Here is a 17374-nt window from a genome sequence, read left to right as displayed (position 1 = left end):
TATTCCTTACGGTAAAGAATTCGAACAAAAACTAAGCTCGAAAGATAAACAGCCCCTAATAACTTGTAAAACTTGGCTTGCTTGTCGATCTCTATCATGTTTCGCAAATCATTTTGCATGTAGGGCTATTTCGCCAAGATAAAAGCGGTTATCATTTGCAATAGTTTGGCTGGTGCCAGTTTACGCTTTTAGGAAAGTTGTTGTTTAATTCACGAAAATCAATGCAGATGTTCCAATCTAATTTGACACTGGCGTTATTGCTGGTGGTTTTTGTGTCGCAAATTTTTCCAACCTGTGTGGCAGCAGACATTCATAATGTTGATCAAAACATGAGCCAAACACATCACTTTGAAAACAGTTTGCCAGCTGAGCTACAACAAGACTGTTGCGATAGCGCTGTGCATGCGTGCAGCCACATGGTTGATGTCAGCGAACAAGATGAGCATAGCGATGATTTCCATACCGCTTGTCATCCGCCAGTCGAATTAGGCACAGTGGCTAAATCGACAGGTGTAGAAGATCGTACTCTGTTTGCGATTAGCTATCAAAACCGCAGCTACGCTCCACCTATTCCCCCTCCATATTGTTAATCCCTGTTTCGTTTAATTGAATTATTTTTGAGTGATTAGACTAGCGAATACGCTGGATCTTAGGCATTTCTACATCCGTTACGGTTAGTTACTGTCAGTTATTGCCAGTTATTGCCAGTTATTGCCAGTTATTGAATGTATTGCCGATTTACGATCCTATTTACATGCAAAGTCTAAGCTCGGATCAATGAGTCAAAGCATTGTTTATATTCCAGTTTTTTACTGCGATTAAAACAAGCAAAGGCTTAACTAACAGGAGTTTCATCTCGTGATAAGAGATAAAAATATCTTCTTGGTGGCGTGCCAGCGGGCATTGATCACCGTGGTTATCTGTTTGACCGCATTGTATTGCGCCAAGAGTATAGCTGCAGAAAAAGCACAATTAGCCTCATCACAGCAGCAAGATTCGGCATCCACAACGGATGCTGGTATCAGCTTACCTTGGGCATTAGAGCAAGCACTGCTTAACAATATTGCGCTTAAATCATTTCCTTATTCGCTACGCGCAAGTGAAGCATTAACTTTGCAAGCTGGTATTACTCCTAACCCTGAGCTATCGGTGAGTGTGGAAAACATTCTCGGTACCGGAGATATGCAGGGGGTTGATAACGCTGAAATCAAATTGGTGCTGAGCCAATTGATTGAACTGGGGGATAAACGTCAGCACCGCATTGATTACGCCCAAGCAGGCCAAAAACAGCAGTTAAGCGATTATGAGTCCACCCGCTTACAGGTGCTAGCGCAAACCACTGAGCGCTATTATCAGCTGCTGCGTTTACAAGCTATGCAAACTTGGATCGACAGACGTATCGAGCTGGAACAAGCCTCGTTAGCTGCGATTAAAACCCGTGCAAGCGCAGGTGCGGTGATCCAAGCCGATGTCAGTAAAATGCAGCTACGTCTCATTCGCTCAAAGGTGTTAAAGCAGCGTATTGATGGCGATTTTAATGTTGCTAAACAAAAGCTGGCTGCCATGTGGTCAAGTGAAGTTAAGTTTACGGCAGCTAACGATGAGCTAGTACCACTTCAGGTGTTGCCAACAGCTGCAAGTGTGCTCAATGCCATTGAAACTGCGCCGCAGTATCTGCAACTACTCAGTGTTGAACGTATGCTGATTGCCAAGCGTCGAATGGAAGAGTCTAAAGCTAAGGCCGACATTACCCTAGGGGTTGGCGTGAAAAGCTATGAAGGCTTTGATGACGGTGCATTGATGTTTAATTTTTCAATGCCACTGCAATTTTCTAATCCAAATCAAGGCAATATTCTTGCAGCTAAGGCACAAGAAGATAAAGCCCACGAACAACAACGCTTTGCCCGTGAACAACTGAAGCTGACCTTGTTAGAGCTGCACCAATCAATGCTCAACAATGCTAAACAAGCGCAGTTGTTAAAAGCACAAGTGTTACCGCTAGCCGAACAACTACAACAACATACTCAATCTGCTTACCAAACAGGTCAAGCTAATGTGCTGCAACTTGCCGATGCACAATCAGAACTTTTCAGCGTTGAACGCGAACTGATTGAAGCCAAAACGGCAGTATATATGGCATTGCTTGCCATTGAGCGCATTACTGGACAGTCAATGACTGTCGCTAACACCAACATAAAGCCTGTTGTGGCAATGGAAAATCGATAATGAAACTTAATTTTAATTTTTTACCTGCACAACTGGCAGCCACTCTTTTATCTTTCTCCTTATTGGCTGCTGGCACGTTAGCACCTGTTAGTGTGGCAAATGCCAGTAGCGATCACGGACATGGTCACGAGGAAGAGGAGGAGCACCAAGAGGAGGGGCCACACGGCGGCCGACTGTTAGAGCATGAAGATTTCTCACTAGAGATCACTGTGGCAGAATCTGGGATCCCACCAGAGATGCGTATATACGCTTTTTATAAAGGTGAGCCGGTCAACCCTAATGAAGTCAAGCTCTCAGTGACTTTAGCTCGCTTAGGCGGTGCCATCGATAAGGTTAGTTTTGCCGCTGAGGAGCAATATCTGGTCAGCCAAACCAGTGTACGCGAACCACACTCATTTGATGTTGAGGTTCACGCTGGATTTAAAGAACATGATTATGATTGGCACTATGAAAACCACACCGGCCGAGTAAAGATTAATGATCGCTTACTGGCATTATCGGGTGTTGAAACCGCTAAAAGCGGCTCACAAGAGCTGCATTTTGTCGACAGATTGTTCGGCGTGGTGAGTGCTATAACTGACCAGCAGTTTAGTGTGTCAGCACCTTATACTGGGGTTATCGAGCAGCTGAATGTGACTGTCGGTGACAGTGTAGAGAAAGGCCAAGTGATCGCCACGGTAAGAAACTCATCAACCTTACAGCGTTATACCGTTAAAAGCCCTGCAAAAGGTCAAGTCACAGAGCAGATGCTGTCGGTAGGTGATAGCACTTTTAACCAAGCGCTGTTGCGAGTCAGCGACCTGTCAAAAGTGTGGATTGATATGTCAGCGTTTCCAAAAAACTTAGCCAGAGTAACGCTCGGTCAAAAGGTGACTATTGGTGATGATGACCACGGCAATAGCGATGAAACCCACAGCGAAGGTAAAGCCATTAGCACTATCAGCTACATTGCGCCTGTCATGACTGGCGGTCATATTGCCCGAGTACGCGCCGTTATTGCGAACCCTGACGGCCACTGGCGTCCTGGTATGCATGTGCAAGCTAACATCGAAACGCGTTCAAAAAAGGTTGCTCTCGCGGTTCGTGCGGATGCACTACAAACCTTTAATGACAAGCCTACCGTTTTTGTTAAACACGGTAATATCTTTGAGGCGCGCATGCTAACACTAGGCGAATCAGATGGTGAGTTTGTTGAAGTGCTAGAAGGGCTTGAGCCAAACGCTGAGTACGTGACTGAAAACAGCTACCTGCTTAAAGCTGACATCATGAAAAACGCTGCTAAGCACGTACACTAAGGACGAAACCATATGGATACTATTATCTCATTCGCCCTTAAACGGCGATTATTGGTACTAGCGATTACACTGCTCATTGCGCTATTAGGGGTTTATAACACTCTAAAACTGCCTATTGATGCAGTGCCAGACATTACCAATGTGCAAGTACAGATCAATACCGCAATTGCTGGCTATTCACCACTTGAGTCGGAGCAAAGACTGACCTATGTAATAGAAAATGCGATGGCGGGGATCCCAAGCCTCGATTATACCCGCTCAATCTCGCGTTATGGCTTGTCACAAGTGACCGTCATTTTCGAAGAGGGCACTGATATCTACTGGGCGCGTCAGCAGATAAGTGAACGCTTACAAGGCGTTCGCAGTGAGCTACCTGCAGAAGCCGAACCTGCGCTTGGCCCTGTTAGTAGTGGTTTAGGCGAAGTATTTACTTACTCCATTCGCGCCCTTGATGGTGCGGTAAAAGAAGATGGCACGCCTTATAACGCTGAAGATCTGCGTACGATTCAAGACTGGATCATCCGCCCGCAGCTGGTAAAAGTGAAAGGCGTTACAGAAATTAATAGCTTGGGTGGTTATGAGCGCGAATATCAAGTCGCGCCAGTGCCAGCAAAGTTATTGGCATTTAAGGTGACTGTTGATGATGTCATTAGTGCACTTGAACTCAATAACCGCAATGCAGGTGCCGGTTATATCGAGCGCAGCGGCGAGCAATGGTTAGTCCGCTCTCCAGGGCAGCTGAAAGACCTTGAGTCAATTCGCCAAGTCGTGATCACTAAACGTGATGACGCACCTGTGCGAATCGGCGATGTTGCCGACGTGTTTTACGGTAAGCAGTTGCGTACCGGCGCCGCCAGTCAAAACGGCGAAGAGACCGTGCTGGGTACCGCGTTTATGTTACTGGGTGAGAACAGCCGCGTAGTGGCCAAAGAGGTCGGAGAGAAACTCCAGCTCGTCAATGCAAGTTTGCCTGAGGGTATAGTGGCAGAAGCGGTGTACGACCGCACAACCTTGGTCGACAAAGCAATTGAAACGGTACAGAAAAACCTATTTGAAGGCGCTGTGCTGGTTATCGTGGTGCTGTTTGCGCTGCTGGGTAATTTTCGCGCCGCACTGATTGCGGCGCTAGTTATCCCTTTGAGTATGTTATTTGCCATTACTGGGATGACCGCCAATCGCGTATCAGGCAACTTGATGAGCCTTGGTGCAATTGATTTCGGTATTATTGTCGATGGTGCAGTGATCATTGTCGAAAATGCCCTGCGCCGCTTAGGCATGGCGCAACATCAATACGGTCGCTTACTGGTACTTGAAGAGCGCATTAAAGTGGTTGCTGATGCGACCAAAGAGGTGTTTCGCCCGGCAGTGTTTGGTGTACTGATCATTATGTTGGTCTACTTGCCGATATTTGCATTGAGCGGCGTCGAAGGCAAAATGTTCCACCCAATGGCTTTCACCGTTGTAGCGGCTCTGATCGGTGCCTTACTGTTTTCGGTCACCTTTGTACCTGCGGCCATCGCGCTGTTTGTAAAAGGCAAAGTGAACGAGAAAGAAAACTGGCTGATGGCTGGTGCACGTAAAGCCTATGAGCCAGTGCTGTTTTTCTCGCTTAAACGTCCTTTTATTATCATTGCAGGCGCTATCGTGCTGATGGTGGTGACCAGTGTTCAGCTGAGTCGTTTAGGTTCTGAATTTTTGCCAAAACTCGATGAAGGGGATATCGCCATGCATGCCATGCGGATCACCGGTACTGGGCTTGAACAATCGATTGAGATGCAGAAAAAGCTTGAAGTAGTGATTAGTGAGCTTGATGAAGTTGAGCGGGTATTTTCAAAGGTGGGAACACCAGAAGTGGCAACCGACCCTATGCCGCCAAGTGTTGCCGATACCATCTTAATCATCAAACCACGGTCGCAGTGGGCTGATCCGACTAAGACCAAAGCGCAGTTTGTTGATGAACTTCGTGAGCATGTTGAGCAAGTGCCGGGTAATAACTATGAGCTTACCCAGCCGATTGAAATGCGCTTTAACGAGTTAATCGCCGGTGTGCGCGCCGATGTGGCATTAAGGATCTATGGCGATGACCTCGATACCTTAAAAGAGGCGGGTGACCGCGCTGTTGGATTGTTCCAAGGTATAGACGGCGCAACTGATGTACGTGTTGAGCAGATGTCTGGTCTGCCAATGTTATCGGTCGAGCCTAACCGCGATCATTTAGCCTTGTTGGGGCTGACGATTGTTGACGTGCAACAAGCGCTACAAACAGCAGTTTCGGGCATACCAGTCGGCCTTATCTATGAAGGTGATAGACGTTTTAAGCTGGTAGTGAGAATGGCGGATGAGATCAGTCAAGATCTCGACAAGCTAGCCAATATCCCTATAGCACTGTCAAGCGAGCTTAACCCCGATCTCAGCTATGTGCCTTTGGGCGAAGTGGCTGAGCTGCACTTTAGAGTCGGCCCTAACCAAATCAACCGTCAAAGTGGTAAACGCCATGTAGTGGTAACAGCCAACGTTGATGGACGGGATTTAGGCTCGTTTATACAAGACACTAAAAAAGTGATGGCGGATGAGCTCGCGCTACCTAGTGGCTACTGGAGTGAATATGGCGGCACTTTTGAGCAGCTAGAATCTGCATCGAATCGCTTAATGATTTTAGTACCATTAACACTTCTGCTTATATTTGGTCTGTTATATAGCGCCTTTGGCTCAGTGCGTGACTCGCTCATCATCTTTAGTGGCGTACCTTTAGCGCTTACAGGCGGTGTATTGGCTTTAGTATTGCGTGATATGCCATTGTCGATCTCAGCAGCGATAGGTTTTATTGCACTATCAGGCATTGCGGTGCTAAATGGCGTGGTGATGCTGAGCTTTATTAAAGAGCTTAAACTGCAGGGGCTAGAGCTTATTGAGGCGATTAAGCAGGGTGCAAGCCAACGTTTACGCCCTGTGATGATGACGGCATTAGTGGCAAGTCTTGGCTTTGTGCCGATGGCGCTTAATGTCGGAACCGGTGCAGAAGTACAGCGACCGCTGGCCACAGTCGTGATAGGCGGTATTATCTCGTCGACGTTACTGACGTTAGTGATTTTGCCAGTGCTTTACTCATTGGTTTATCGCTTTAGCCGTAAACAGAGTTCTGCAACGAGTTAAGCTGTAGCAAGCAGCAATTTTGTTAATGATAGATACGATAAAGGCTAAGCCTTTATCGTATCTTTTTTACTTTGATAAGTTGGTATTATTCATACTCTTGCTGCTGCGGTATGTTATCCGCAATCTCGTGCCAAGGTGCTTTACTACCGACAAAGATATGACGAGATGGAGTCACTTTGGGATCGGTGTCTAATGTACCTAAAGGAAAACCGAGGACCTCGGGTTTTGCATCAAACTTTGTGTATAGACTGGAGCCACATTCAGAACAAAAACCTTTATGTTCACCCGGTGATGATTCATAGAATTTAATGAACTGCTGACCTTGAATCGTACGCCAGTCAGCGGTATTTATTTGAGCTCGAGTTCTAAATGCTGCGCCATGTAGTTTACTGCAATGGCAATTTAATACATCTTTAAGTTTGCCATCAATTTCATATTTAACTCTGTTGCACAAACAACTTCCTTTGTTTATCACAATATTCTCCGTGAGCTATGTACTTCTTGTAATCGAACCTAATGAGTTCAGAGTATTAACTATTTTGTTGTGACTTAAGTGCTAGAACTGATTCAAATTGGGTTTATCTCAATTGAAAAGGTAAAATAAGTCACTTTTTAGTCCAACCAAAATGGAGGGGCATATCTAAAATAGCCCGGCGCAAACGAACCTGATCACGCTAATTGCACCGCTAAGAATTGTTACTCGTTACTGCAACATAAAACTGAGAGCGGGGCAATTGATAATTTGTTCTCCGAATATCGGTGAGTTAACCAATCTGAATGCTGCCTTAGCAGTAAAGTCATTTTAACTAGCTCCTGCAGGACATCAATAACCCGGTCTCTAAAAGCAGAGGGTTTCATTTTACCAGCGTCATCAAACTCTTGGTGAGCTTTGGGGATTGAGGATTGGTTTGGAATAGTGAACATACGCATCCAACGGCCTAGTATGCGCATATTATTTACCACATTAAAAGACTGCGAACCGCCGCTAATTTGCATTAGAGCCAAAGTTTTACCTTGTGTAGGTCGAATTGAACCTGTAGATAACGGTAACCAATCGATTTGATTCTTAAAAACACCTGTAAAATTGCCATGAACTTCTGGAGAGCACCACACCATGGCTTCAGACCAAATTGCTAACTCCCTTAATTTGATTACGCGTGAGTTATTTGTGCTCGCGGAGTCAAATACTGGCAATTGTTCAGGATTGAATATTCTAACTTCAGCGCCGATAGATTGCAGCAGTGTCATTGCTTCTACCGCCAACATTTTACTGATTGAACCATTTCGAATTGATCCATAGAGTATGAGTACTCTTGGCGAGTGGTTTAGCGTTTCTGTACTTTTCGGTTGTCCGATGAAGTCTTTGAGTGAAGCTCCACTTATTGGCGCTATATTATTCATACTTATCCTTGTATCGTTGGTGATATTGAAATAAAAGTAATTTGTCTGATCTAACGGGGCTAGGGACCTTTCTGTTACGAGTGATCTTTGGCCGTGAGTTTTTATAAAGGCATGATAATAACGATTATAACTACAAATATCCACGTTTCTGGAATTATGGAAATAAAATTTAATACTTTTGTTGCCATTCAAACTGACTACCTTGGCTTATTTGAGACTTTTATATTGATTACTGAGCGGGTCATAGTGGTAACCGATTTCGGCAAGCTTAGAGTCTAGCAATTGCTTATCAATATCCATCTCATAAAAAAGCGCGGCTTGGTCGTTGCAGGTCAATCTGAGTTTTTCGTTAACGATCCCAAGCAATGTTGCAGAGCTAAGCTGTTCCAGATGAGTGATGTCCATCAGAGTTAACCTCAATATGAGAGAGGCTTTAAATATGGTTTTTGAGGCAAAAAAAAGCAAGCCTAAATGAGGCTTGCCAAAGGTGATACAGGTGAGGAACAGATTACATTATGTCGAGGTAAGCTTAAGTGTTTCTTAATTAACGTAAGTTTTCCCCACGATTAATTGCAATTAATCTGTCCAAAATATGCTCGCCATCCATACGAATACCGTTGTGCTCATATTCAGAGGTTAACCAGTACTTTAAGTTGCCCACTTTCGCTGCGGTTTCTAAGCTATAACGCATCTCAACAAACATATCTTCGCTATATATCGCTGCGGCAACAGGCACCTTGTTCTCTGCTAAGTTTGTTGGTTGATATAGCATCGGCCAATCGCTTTTTTCAGCTAGCATAGCCGCAGCCTCATTTAACGGCTTAAGGTTATTGAACTGCTCAAACATCCACGGGTAGATCATCTCTCCGGTGAATAGAAATGGCTTATCGGCGCTGTAATTAAACTGCGGATACTGCTGTCTTACTCGATGAGCTGACCAGTTTGACGCGCTTTGCTGGCAATAAATAGACTCATGCAGTAAGGCAAAAATGGGGTTGGTGTTGTAATCGAGTAACTGGCAGAAATGTGCCAAAAATAGCGGGTTGACTATGGTACCGCTTGCTGTGGTGATTAGCGCATGTTCCAACAGATAATAGACGCTCTCTGGACCTTGCTCCATGCCTATGTTTATGCCGAGCAGTTGTAACATCTCAACGGTAAGTTGCTCGCCAGTGGCCAGTCTTACCTCGTTATCGCTAATATGTTGTGCTAGTGCTTTAACCAACTCTTGCGCATCAGTAAAACGGCTGAAAAAGTCATTATTCTTAGCGATAACTCGCTGGTATGTGGCTTGGTAGACTTCATCGGCACTGCGGTTTAGCGACGGAATACCGCCAGTAATATAAGCTTCTTCAACGCCGTTAGGTGCATCATTAAGGTATTTTAAAACACAAAATCCACCAAAGCTTTGCCCTAGAATAGACCACTTATCATCACCAACCAATTGCTGACGAATAGACTCGGCATCGCGGATAATATTGTCGGCGCGAAAGTGGCTCAAGTATTGACTTTGCTGCGCTGAATTTAAATGCGACAGGCTAGCAGAGCTTACAGGTGTCGATAGCCCGGTACCGCGCTGATCGAGCAGCAACACTCTAAATTCTTGCAGTGCTCGTTTTATCCAGCCTCCAGTAGCGGCGGGCCTGACCGCACCAAAGCCGGGACCACCTTGAAAAAACACTATAAAAGGCAACTGCTTATCTTGGTTTTCAGGGCTAACCAGTTCACGGGCAAAAACATTAATACTTTCACCATTAGGCTGCTGATAATCAAGGGGCAGGGTGAAAGTATGTTTATGGGCAACCATGCCTGCAAAGGTGAGTTGTGGGATCATGTTGTTCGCCTTATTTGTTGTTAACTATTATAGGGGCAATGAGGCTGAAGATTGTATACCGAAATCGGACAGTCGTGCTGTAAATTTCTAGTAAAGAGTTAATTGTACGGAGCATGAGGTTTTTAAAAAATCCTTTTGCAGCAATTATTTGTCGGTGATAGAGTGACTTGAATAATTAGACAGCCTTGTTAGTTATGGTATTGCTGTTGAATAAGCTGTTAGAGATTGACTATGAAATTTCACTATCTACCCATTTATGCTTTATCAATAGCATTATGTGTATCATTTTACCTAGGTTATTTGCCTCCAATCGTCTCCTTAATATTCATTATAGCGAGCTTATTAACATATTTAATCTACGCAAAAGATAAAAGGGCTGCTCAGAAAAATGAATGGCGAGTTTCTGAAAGTACACTCCATATATATTCATTATGTTTTGGTTGGCCAGGCGCTATAGTTGCACAGCAAAAACTTCGACATAAAAGTAAGAAGCAAAGTTTTCGGTTAACGTTCATGTTTACAGTCTTAATTAACATCGCATTTGTTGTTGGGATGCATACCAATGAAGGTTCTACTTTATTGAAAAAATATACTAGCGAGTTGAAAGTATATGTGACTAAAAGCGTTGATAATCATCATGTTAGTAAAGCGGTATCGTTTCTATTAAGTGCTCACAATGAAAATTATCTCTACTACGAAAGCCCTACGCGTTACATACGGGAAGGCTAATGTTCGCTAAATAGGCCTATTATTAATGGCTAGTTGTAAATTTGATGTACTGAAATTGAAAAGCGGCGAGTTTCAGTCATATCGGCAGATACGCTGACCGAAGGGTATAGAAACCACTTTGGGCTGAAGTTAACTTGTTACTGCTCTAAAATCCGCTGAGCGCATTTAGATTCCCCAAGTTCTGCCCGCGGCTTAAAGAGTATTACGAACTTTTCGGCGTTTTGCTTGCTGCCTAAACAGCTTTTGGTTATCGCCCTGATGATTTGCACTTGAGCAAAGCTCTCATTCGTTAAACAATATTGCTGACTCATCCGAGTAACATCTACTTGCCAACTGACCAGGCTCTATCGCTCTTAGTCTGACTGTATCTTTGCTTAATACCCAGTGTTTATCCGTTATCCATTGCTGAATATAGCTCAAGTTCCTGCTTTGGTTAGCTCTCGTGGTTGTTAATAAACATGAGGGTCGCTATGCTATTGATTAATAATGGCTGCCATCTAATTAATCGGTACGGAATTAGAAAGTATGGAATGAAAGGCCGTTAATAACTTCAGCAAAATCTGTTTCATTATAAGGAAAATAACGTGCAGACTATCAATCAATACCGCAGCAACTTTAACGTGCTGTTGGCGTTAATATTTTCACTCATTTTCGTCACAGCTTGCAATAGCAACGATGATACGGAAATACAATCAGATTTCTTACTCGAAAAAGACTTTGCGAATAATAGTCGCTTGCGTGCCAACCCTGAACAGGGGGTCGTGGCCTTATTCCTTGAGCCAGCCACGACAACTACAGCGGATGACTCCAATGATGAATCAGGTACTGATCTCATACCTTACCAATATTCGCGTAGCCTCAATCATACATTTTGCTATGAAGATGGTAACAGCGATTCAAATCACTCTATGGTACTTAACAATAGCAATGGCGAAGAAGTGCTTAGCATGTCAGCCAATGACGAGTGCGTATCGGCAATAGTGCCAGCTGGGGAATTTCAGCTGGTACTGATCCACGGTGAACATGTTGAAAGTACAGATCTAACCTTCTTAGTGACGCAGCCTAATAGTGGTTCCTTGTCTGAAATAAAGAGTACCAACTATTCTATTGTTTCCAGACTAATGAGTCACATAGGTAATCTGTTGATAAGCTCTGCTCATGCTGAGACTACAGATGATAATGTGACCACGCTTATTTCTACTAACGCCTGTAAAAATTGCGATTTATCAGATGCAAATTTGGATAATGCAACACTCACATTTGCTGATCTTTCTGGCGCTGATTTAACTGATGCCATATTAACCAATGTTGATCTTTTCGAATCAACGCTCACAGGAACCAACTTTAGTGGCGCCGATATGAGCAAGGGTGACTTTCGTGGGTCGGAAATGACGTATGCTGATCTCAGTGATGCCAACCTAAGTGGAGCTTATTTTTCAAGCGCGCAATTATCCCCAGCTGACCTTCATAATGCGACGATCACGGATACAGATTTTGATAACGCCAATCTTGTTGGTGCGACCTGGACTGACGGAGGCATTTGCGATATCACCTCTGTTGGATTTTGTAATTCAACAGCCGTTGCCGAGTCCGACTCGTGCGATTCTGTTAAGCAAGATGTTACCGATGATGGTAGCACCGTTTATAAATGTTTATTGCCAGCCGTTGATAAGGAAGTTTGTACCACCGAGTATGCTGGTGTTGATGGCGGCACACCAATAACAAGCTGCGAAGCCATTGATACTTCAGAGCTGGTTACGTCGGTCAATCTTGTCGATATCTTCAGTCAAGTTAGCTCATCTTTTGATACCACACTGGACAATGACACTCCGATGGCAATTTTAGCTTGGGGTGGAGAAGGCGGTATAGGTTCTAATGGCGGGCTTTGGACCTCTGGTGGCGATGGCGGCGAAGCAGGTTTTGCATCAACTGTCACGACGCTATCTCATTTCCTAGACAGTTATGGGCAAACTTCATTCAATTTCTTCCTCGGTGAAAATGGCACACTAAGTAATATCTATGGTGATGGAGGCTCTTCGACACTGGTCATGATTGCAGATAGCAGCCCAGCTTCACTTGAGGACGATGTGATACTTATTGCTGGCGGTGGCGGTGGCGGTGACTCATCTGGTTGGATTAACGATGGTACAGATGGCGCCAATGGTGGCATTGCGGCCTCATCAATCATAGGTCAAGGAACGATTGGTGTCGGACAAGGCTTTGACAGTGGAGCCGATGGTGGCAGCACAGATGAATGGGGAGATGGAGGAAGTGGCGCTGGTGGCGGTAAAGATGGCATTGGTGGTCAAGGCGGGCAAGGTTTTTTAGGGCTGAACAGTGAATGGGTAAATGGTGACCCTGGGGTCGGCTCGAACGGCAGAGGCGGTAATGCCGATGATAGCTTTAGCGGTGCTGGCGGTGGCGGCGGTGGTGGTGGCTATGGTGGCGGTGGTGCTGGCGATGATGGAGCAGGAGCTGGTGGCGGAAGCTGGTCGATTATCCCAACGACTACCTGTAATAGCGCTCCGACTAAAGAGACTGCACCTTCAACGCCTGGCGCATCTGGTGATGACTTTGGCAGTAAAAATGGTGCTGTTGAAGTTTGGATATTTCCAAAAGGCTGCTAGTCACAGATAAAACTCACTGATAACAGGGTGTTTATTCAGTAATCTGGTTAGCTCGATTTGGATTCGAGCTAACCTAATTTAATAAGTGCCTGTATCTGTTTTTATTCAGCTACCAAATTGTGACTAATCTTAGTAATCACTGCTGGACCCCAGGTAAAACCTACAATAGACTGTTTTATAAGAGATTTATAAATAGTTTCAATAAAATATATAGACAGCCATCGTTAATTTTTACTGTTATTTGAGTCAAGGTTGCCAACATTGCAGAGTGAATTCACTGCTAAATTGCCTTTGATGTCTTGTTTGATTAAATGAGTTTATATAACCCTAGATAGTCACTTTCATATCGTGTTGCTCTAAACACCGCTGAACCAAAGTTATACTCCCAAGTAATGTCATGGTTGCTGTCATATTCAAAAAAACGGCCTTCAGTACCTTCGCAAACGAGAGTATTACCATTGCTTAACCGTTGAGCACCTGAAATACGTTCTGCATAAAATTCGCCAGATACACCTTCCTGATAACTATTGAGAATTTCACCGGCGGAGCAATCGTTTTCTGTAGCACAAAACTCATCCACCGAAGAGTAATTACCTTCCGGTCTGTTAGTGCCATTATTAAACACCAGAATATTTCCTGCGCCCGCTAAACCCTCATCAATCCATTGCGCGTCGTGCTGCACAAATAACGTTTGCTCACCCGTACCATTATAAGCCGCAGGGTTTCCTACTCTAGAGACAATACCCTTATTCTCATTGTTATGATCTATCACCCAGTATTCATTAAAGTTATGCACACTTAGTAGTATTTGGTTAGTGTTAACGTTGTAGTCAACCGAGTTTATATGAGTCCAGTCTGAGGAGCCTGAACCGTTAAAGTAGTTCAGATTAACCTTGTCACTGTGCGCTGCTAAATCTGATACATAGGTAGCGCTTATCGTGTCATCTACATCTTGCACAATATGATCCCAAACACTCCATCGCCAAACTATTTCGCCATCAGCACATGGGTTATCTGCACTAGTCCGACAAATTTCATAAACTGCATCAGCCCATAATGATGCCGCAGCGACTTGGGTTCGGCCTAATGCTAGAGCTTGTTCAGCGGTTTTAGCTTCCCAAACAATGGCTAGAATATTGCCATTGGGTAGTAGCTCTACATCGTGGTGACTTAAGTAGCTGTTGGTTGAGAGAGTTGTGCTCCATACTTGGTTGCTTTCCCAGTCGAGTATTTCGATAATACCGGCAGTCCCGCCCACTTGCTCAGCAAAAACGGTGTCGATGTTATCGCTAACACCTGAGCGCAATAATGTACCGTCCTCTAATAGGTAAACTGATAACCCCGGACGATAGTCACTTTGCCAGCTTTGAACGGTATCACCGAATTCATTGATAAGATAAGTGTCAGTAGCTTGCAACGGTGAGAACAAGGTATATTGTTGGCTATCACTATTTGTGGAGTCTAAATCTCGAACACAACGAGTTTTATTGTTGTTGCGTAAGATATCGCCTTGAGGTCCTTTATAATAAAATACGCCGTTTACGCCTGTTGCAGATGCAGCCCCTTTTTCACTCGCTACATTCAATTTGTCATTACTTCGTTGTGAACCTGCCCCATGTACATCCAATATAGCGCCTTGCATATAGCCTAATGCGCGACCGAATGAAACGTAAGCTGCGTTACTACCGTCATCACTATTATCGACATGAGTTGTTGAGCTCCAGTAATAGCCCCAATCTGTCATAGCCTCTTCATTTTCAATCGAAGTGCTATTAAATATACCGTTGATAGCAGCTTGCTTATGGGTATCTGGTGATACTGAGTAATCAACAATACTTTGTAGCTCTTTGGCATTTGGTAATCGCCAGTCATTAAAGTTCGCCGTCGTCGCAGATTGGCATTGCTGAACAGCATCTTCCCAATTGCTTGATTCAGCGTCGTTTTGTTGCCACATTAACCCAGTAGCATTGTCACTGACCGTTTGGTCGTTATTGTCAACAAATTCATTGGTTCCATAGTCAGTATTTCCTGCCACGCAACGTACGTAATATTCTTTAGTATCGGTTGGATAGCCTTTAATTCTGCCGTCAACATAATTAACCCCAAACATGGTTGGATCGCCATGCATCGTGGTGCTGACATAAAGTGTTGTTGAGGCGTACTGGCCATCAATGATGCGATCACTTCCAGAATTTAAATCTCCAAAAGCCCAATCAAAAGCACTGTCTATAAAAGGAACAAGTGTCGATGTATCAGTACCTTGATAGTTACTGGCATCCTTCCCACTAAATAAGATGAGTGAATATGCTTCTTTTACGCTAGGTAAACGCCAGTCATCTCTGCCTGCAATATTGAGTTCTTCACAGTGTGTAACGGCTTCAGATTGAAATAATTTATCATCGTAATCTAATACTCCGTCACCATTTATATCGCTGCTTTGTTGCCAAATTAACCCTGTGACGTTATCAAGCACTGCACTGCCGTCACTGCTTAATGTGTAACTCGGTTGATTTCCCGAAAAATCGGCATCGTAGCCACTCCCTGCACATGGCTCTGCTTGACCCGTTGATGAGCTGTAACAGGTGTTTTGATTGGTGTCGACAATCGGGTAGCTGATATTCAAAGTGGCTGATGAGCTAGTGACAATAACCGTATCAGTCTGACTGTCAGCTGCACCATCATTGACGGTTAACGAGATAATATATTCACCATCGCTATCCGCTGTAAAACTGGGTGTTAAGGTTGTTTGTTCGGATAAAGTGGCACTGTTTGTTGGTGACGAAATTATTGTCCAACTATAGGTTAATGTGTCACCGTCTATATCTGAACTCGAGCTTGCATCTAGCGTCACTAATGTTCCTGTCTCCACAGCTTGATCTTCGCCCGCATCAGCTATTGGCGCACTGTTTATTGGACTCTCTTCAGGCGCTGTCTCGGAGTCTCCAGAACCGCATCCAAGCAGTGACAATGTACAGAACAACATCATCAATGATGGTTTGAGATTTGTCGGCCTCTTTTTCATATTAAACCTTGGTTTGTTAATGAGTATGGTTACATGTTACAGGTGCGCTTGTAAGTGAGCTGCTGCGTAGTGTAAAAGTCGGTAAATCCGAGTAAAGCTTTATTTGTTTTTAATAACAGATAGTTGTAATTTAGTCGCATCAAGGAAAGGCTCGTAAATAGCAATGTATCTGACCAGGGTGTAGGAAATAGCAACTGCTGTTGCACTAGTGGAAGGTAAACATAGAGCGAATCAAACATTAGCTGCGTTTAATGTGCCGCTTTTGTGAGCGTTAGTTCATGTTCTACCAATTATTTATAGAGGAAATGCTCAAGTTGGCGTAATCTTTAACCATTGCACTGCTAAATAATTGTTAGGTGAGTTTCGATGAAGTATCAGTTAATACCGGTCACGCCATTTCAGCAAAATTGTAGTTTAATCTGGTGTGAGCAAAGCTTGAAAGGGGCTGTGGTTGATCCTGGTGGAAACCTTGAGCGAATTTTGGAAGAGGCCGCTAAAAACAATGTCCACATTGAACAGGTGTTATTAACCCATGGCCATATTGACCATGTCGGTGCGGCGCAAATCCTTGCAGAGCAGTTAAATGTTCCTATTGTGGGCCCTCACTTAGCGGATAGTTTCTGGTTAGAAAGCTTACCTAAGCAGAGCCAACATTTTGGTTTTGTACATTGTGACCCGTTTACTCCAAGCCGTTTTTTACAAGAGGGTGATGAAGTGACGGTGGGTGAGCAGGTGCTATCAGTGTTGCACTGCCCTGGACATACGCCGGGCCACGTGGTGTTTTTTGCTAAAGAGGCGGCTATTGCCTGGGTCGGCGATGTGCTCTTTAGAGGCTCTATTGGCCGTACTGATTTCCCGCAGTCTAACCATCAAGATCTCATCGACTCTATCACTAAAAAGCTGTGGCCTTTGGGTAATGAGGTACAGTTCATTCCGGGTCATGGTCCGTTGTCGACCTTTGGTGAAGAACGCGCGCAAAACCCGTTTGTTGCTGATCAGCTGTTTGATTAACTCAGTAGCGACTGTAGGCCCCCGCAGATACTAAAAATCCGAGCCTATTACTAGGGGCTGTTGATCTTTCATGGTT

The 17374-nt window shown here is 44.3% G+C and carries 12 protein-coding genes; 7 read left to right on the top strand and 5 right to left on the bottom strand.

Annotated elements, in window-relative coordinates; translation table 11 throughout:
• Positions 1-200: 200 nt before the first annotated feature.
• From AB4238_RS16855 to AB4238_RS16840, 4 genes are all read left to right on the top strand, one after another.
• The gene (locus tag AB4238_RS16855) at positions 201-590 is read left to right on the top strand and encodes a hypothetical protein (protein WP_371992133.1); all 390 of its coding nucleotides are present in this window, start codon (positions 201-203) and stop codon (positions 588-590) included.
• A gap of 268 nt (positions 591-858) precedes the next feature.
• Entirely contained in the window at positions 859-2226 is a 1368-nt protein-coding gene (locus tag AB4238_RS16850) for a TolC family protein (protein WP_372034478.1), read from the top strand.
• Positions 2226-3521: an efflux RND transporter periplasmic adaptor subunit gene (locus AB4238_RS16845; protein WP_372034477.1), complete on the top strand. Its 1296-nt coding sequence runs from the start codon at positions 2226-2228 to the stop codon at positions 3519-3521. The genes AB4238_RS16850 and AB4238_RS16845 overlap by 1 nt, the downstream gene beginning before the upstream one ends.
• A 12-nt stretch (positions 3522-3533) precedes the next feature.
• Positions 3534-6674 (top strand): efflux RND transporter permease subunit, encoded by a 3141-nt coding sequence (locus AB4238_RS16840; RefSeq protein ID WP_372034476.1) that lies wholly within the window; start codon positions 3534-3536, stop codon positions 6672-6674.
• 85 nt (positions 6675-6759) lie between these two features.
• Here AB4238_RS16840 and AB4238_RS16835 read toward each other — a convergent pair whose 3' ends face one another.
• The 4 genes from AB4238_RS16835 to AB4238_RS16820 all read right to left on the bottom strand — a co-directional run bounded on the left by AB4238_RS16835 (position 6760) and on the right by AB4238_RS16820 (position 9909).
• On the bottom strand, positions 6760-7128 hold the full coding sequence (locus AB4238_RS16835) for a GFA family protein (RefSeq protein ID WP_372034475.1): 369 nt from the start codon (positions 7126-7128) through the stop codon (positions 6760-6762).
• 242 nt (positions 7129-7370) lie between these two features.
• Positions 7371-8075 (bottom strand): arsenical resistance protein ArsH, encoded by a 705-nt coding sequence (arsH, locus tag AB4238_RS16830; RefSeq protein WP_372034474.1) that lies wholly within the window; start codon positions 8073-8075, stop codon positions 7371-7373.
• 207 nt (positions 8076-8282) lie between these two features.
• On the bottom strand, positions 8283-8480 hold the full coding sequence (locus tag AB4238_RS16825; RefSeq protein WP_372034473.1) for a DUF4250 domain-containing protein: 198 nt from the start codon (positions 8478-8480) through the stop codon (positions 8283-8285).
• 139 nt (positions 8481-8619) lie between these two features.
• A complete protein-coding gene (locus tag AB4238_RS16820) occupies positions 8620-9909 on the bottom strand; it encodes an alpha/beta fold hydrolase (RefSeq protein WP_372034472.1) in 1290 nt (429 codons plus the stop codon).
• A 231-nt stretch (positions 9910-10140) separates the two neighbouring features.
• Between AB4238_RS16820 and AB4238_RS16815 the strand changes: the two genes are divergently transcribed.
• Together AB4238_RS16815 and AB4238_RS16810 are read left to right on the top strand one after the other, a co-directional pair.
• On the top strand, positions 10141-10638 hold the full coding sequence (locus tag AB4238_RS16815) for a DUF1294 domain-containing protein (protein ID WP_372034471.1): 498 nt from the start codon (positions 10141-10143) through the stop codon (positions 10636-10638).
• Between the two features lie 584 nt (positions 10639-11222).
• Positions 11223-13265, top strand: coding sequence for a pentapeptide repeat-containing protein (locus AB4238_RS16810; RefSeq protein ID WP_372034470.1), 2043 nt, complete (start codon positions 11223-11225; stop codon positions 13263-13265).
• Positions 13266-13572: 307 nt separating this feature from the next.
• Here the strand turns inward: AB4238_RS16810 and AB4238_RS16805 are convergent, their stop codons facing one another.
• Positions 13573-16287: a DUF1566 domain-containing protein gene (locus tag AB4238_RS16805; protein ID WP_372034469.1), complete on the bottom strand. Its 2715-nt coding sequence runs from the start codon at positions 16285-16287 to the stop codon at positions 13573-13575.
• Between the two features lie 366 nt (positions 16288-16653).
• Between AB4238_RS16805 and AB4238_RS16800 the strand changes: the two genes are divergently transcribed.
• Positions 16654-17298 (top strand): MBL fold metallo-hydrolase, encoded by a 645-nt coding sequence (locus tag AB4238_RS16800; protein ID WP_372034468.1) that lies wholly within the window; start codon positions 16654-16656, stop codon positions 17296-17298.
• Positions 17299-17374: the final 76 nt, after the last annotated feature.

It is taken from the genome of Shewanella sp. 10N.286.45.A1 (assembly GCF_041470405.1).
GTDB lineage: Bacteria > Pseudomonadota > Gammaproteobacteria > Enterobacterales > Shewanellaceae > Shewanella.
This window is presented reverse-complemented; position numbering and strand designations above follow the sequence as displayed.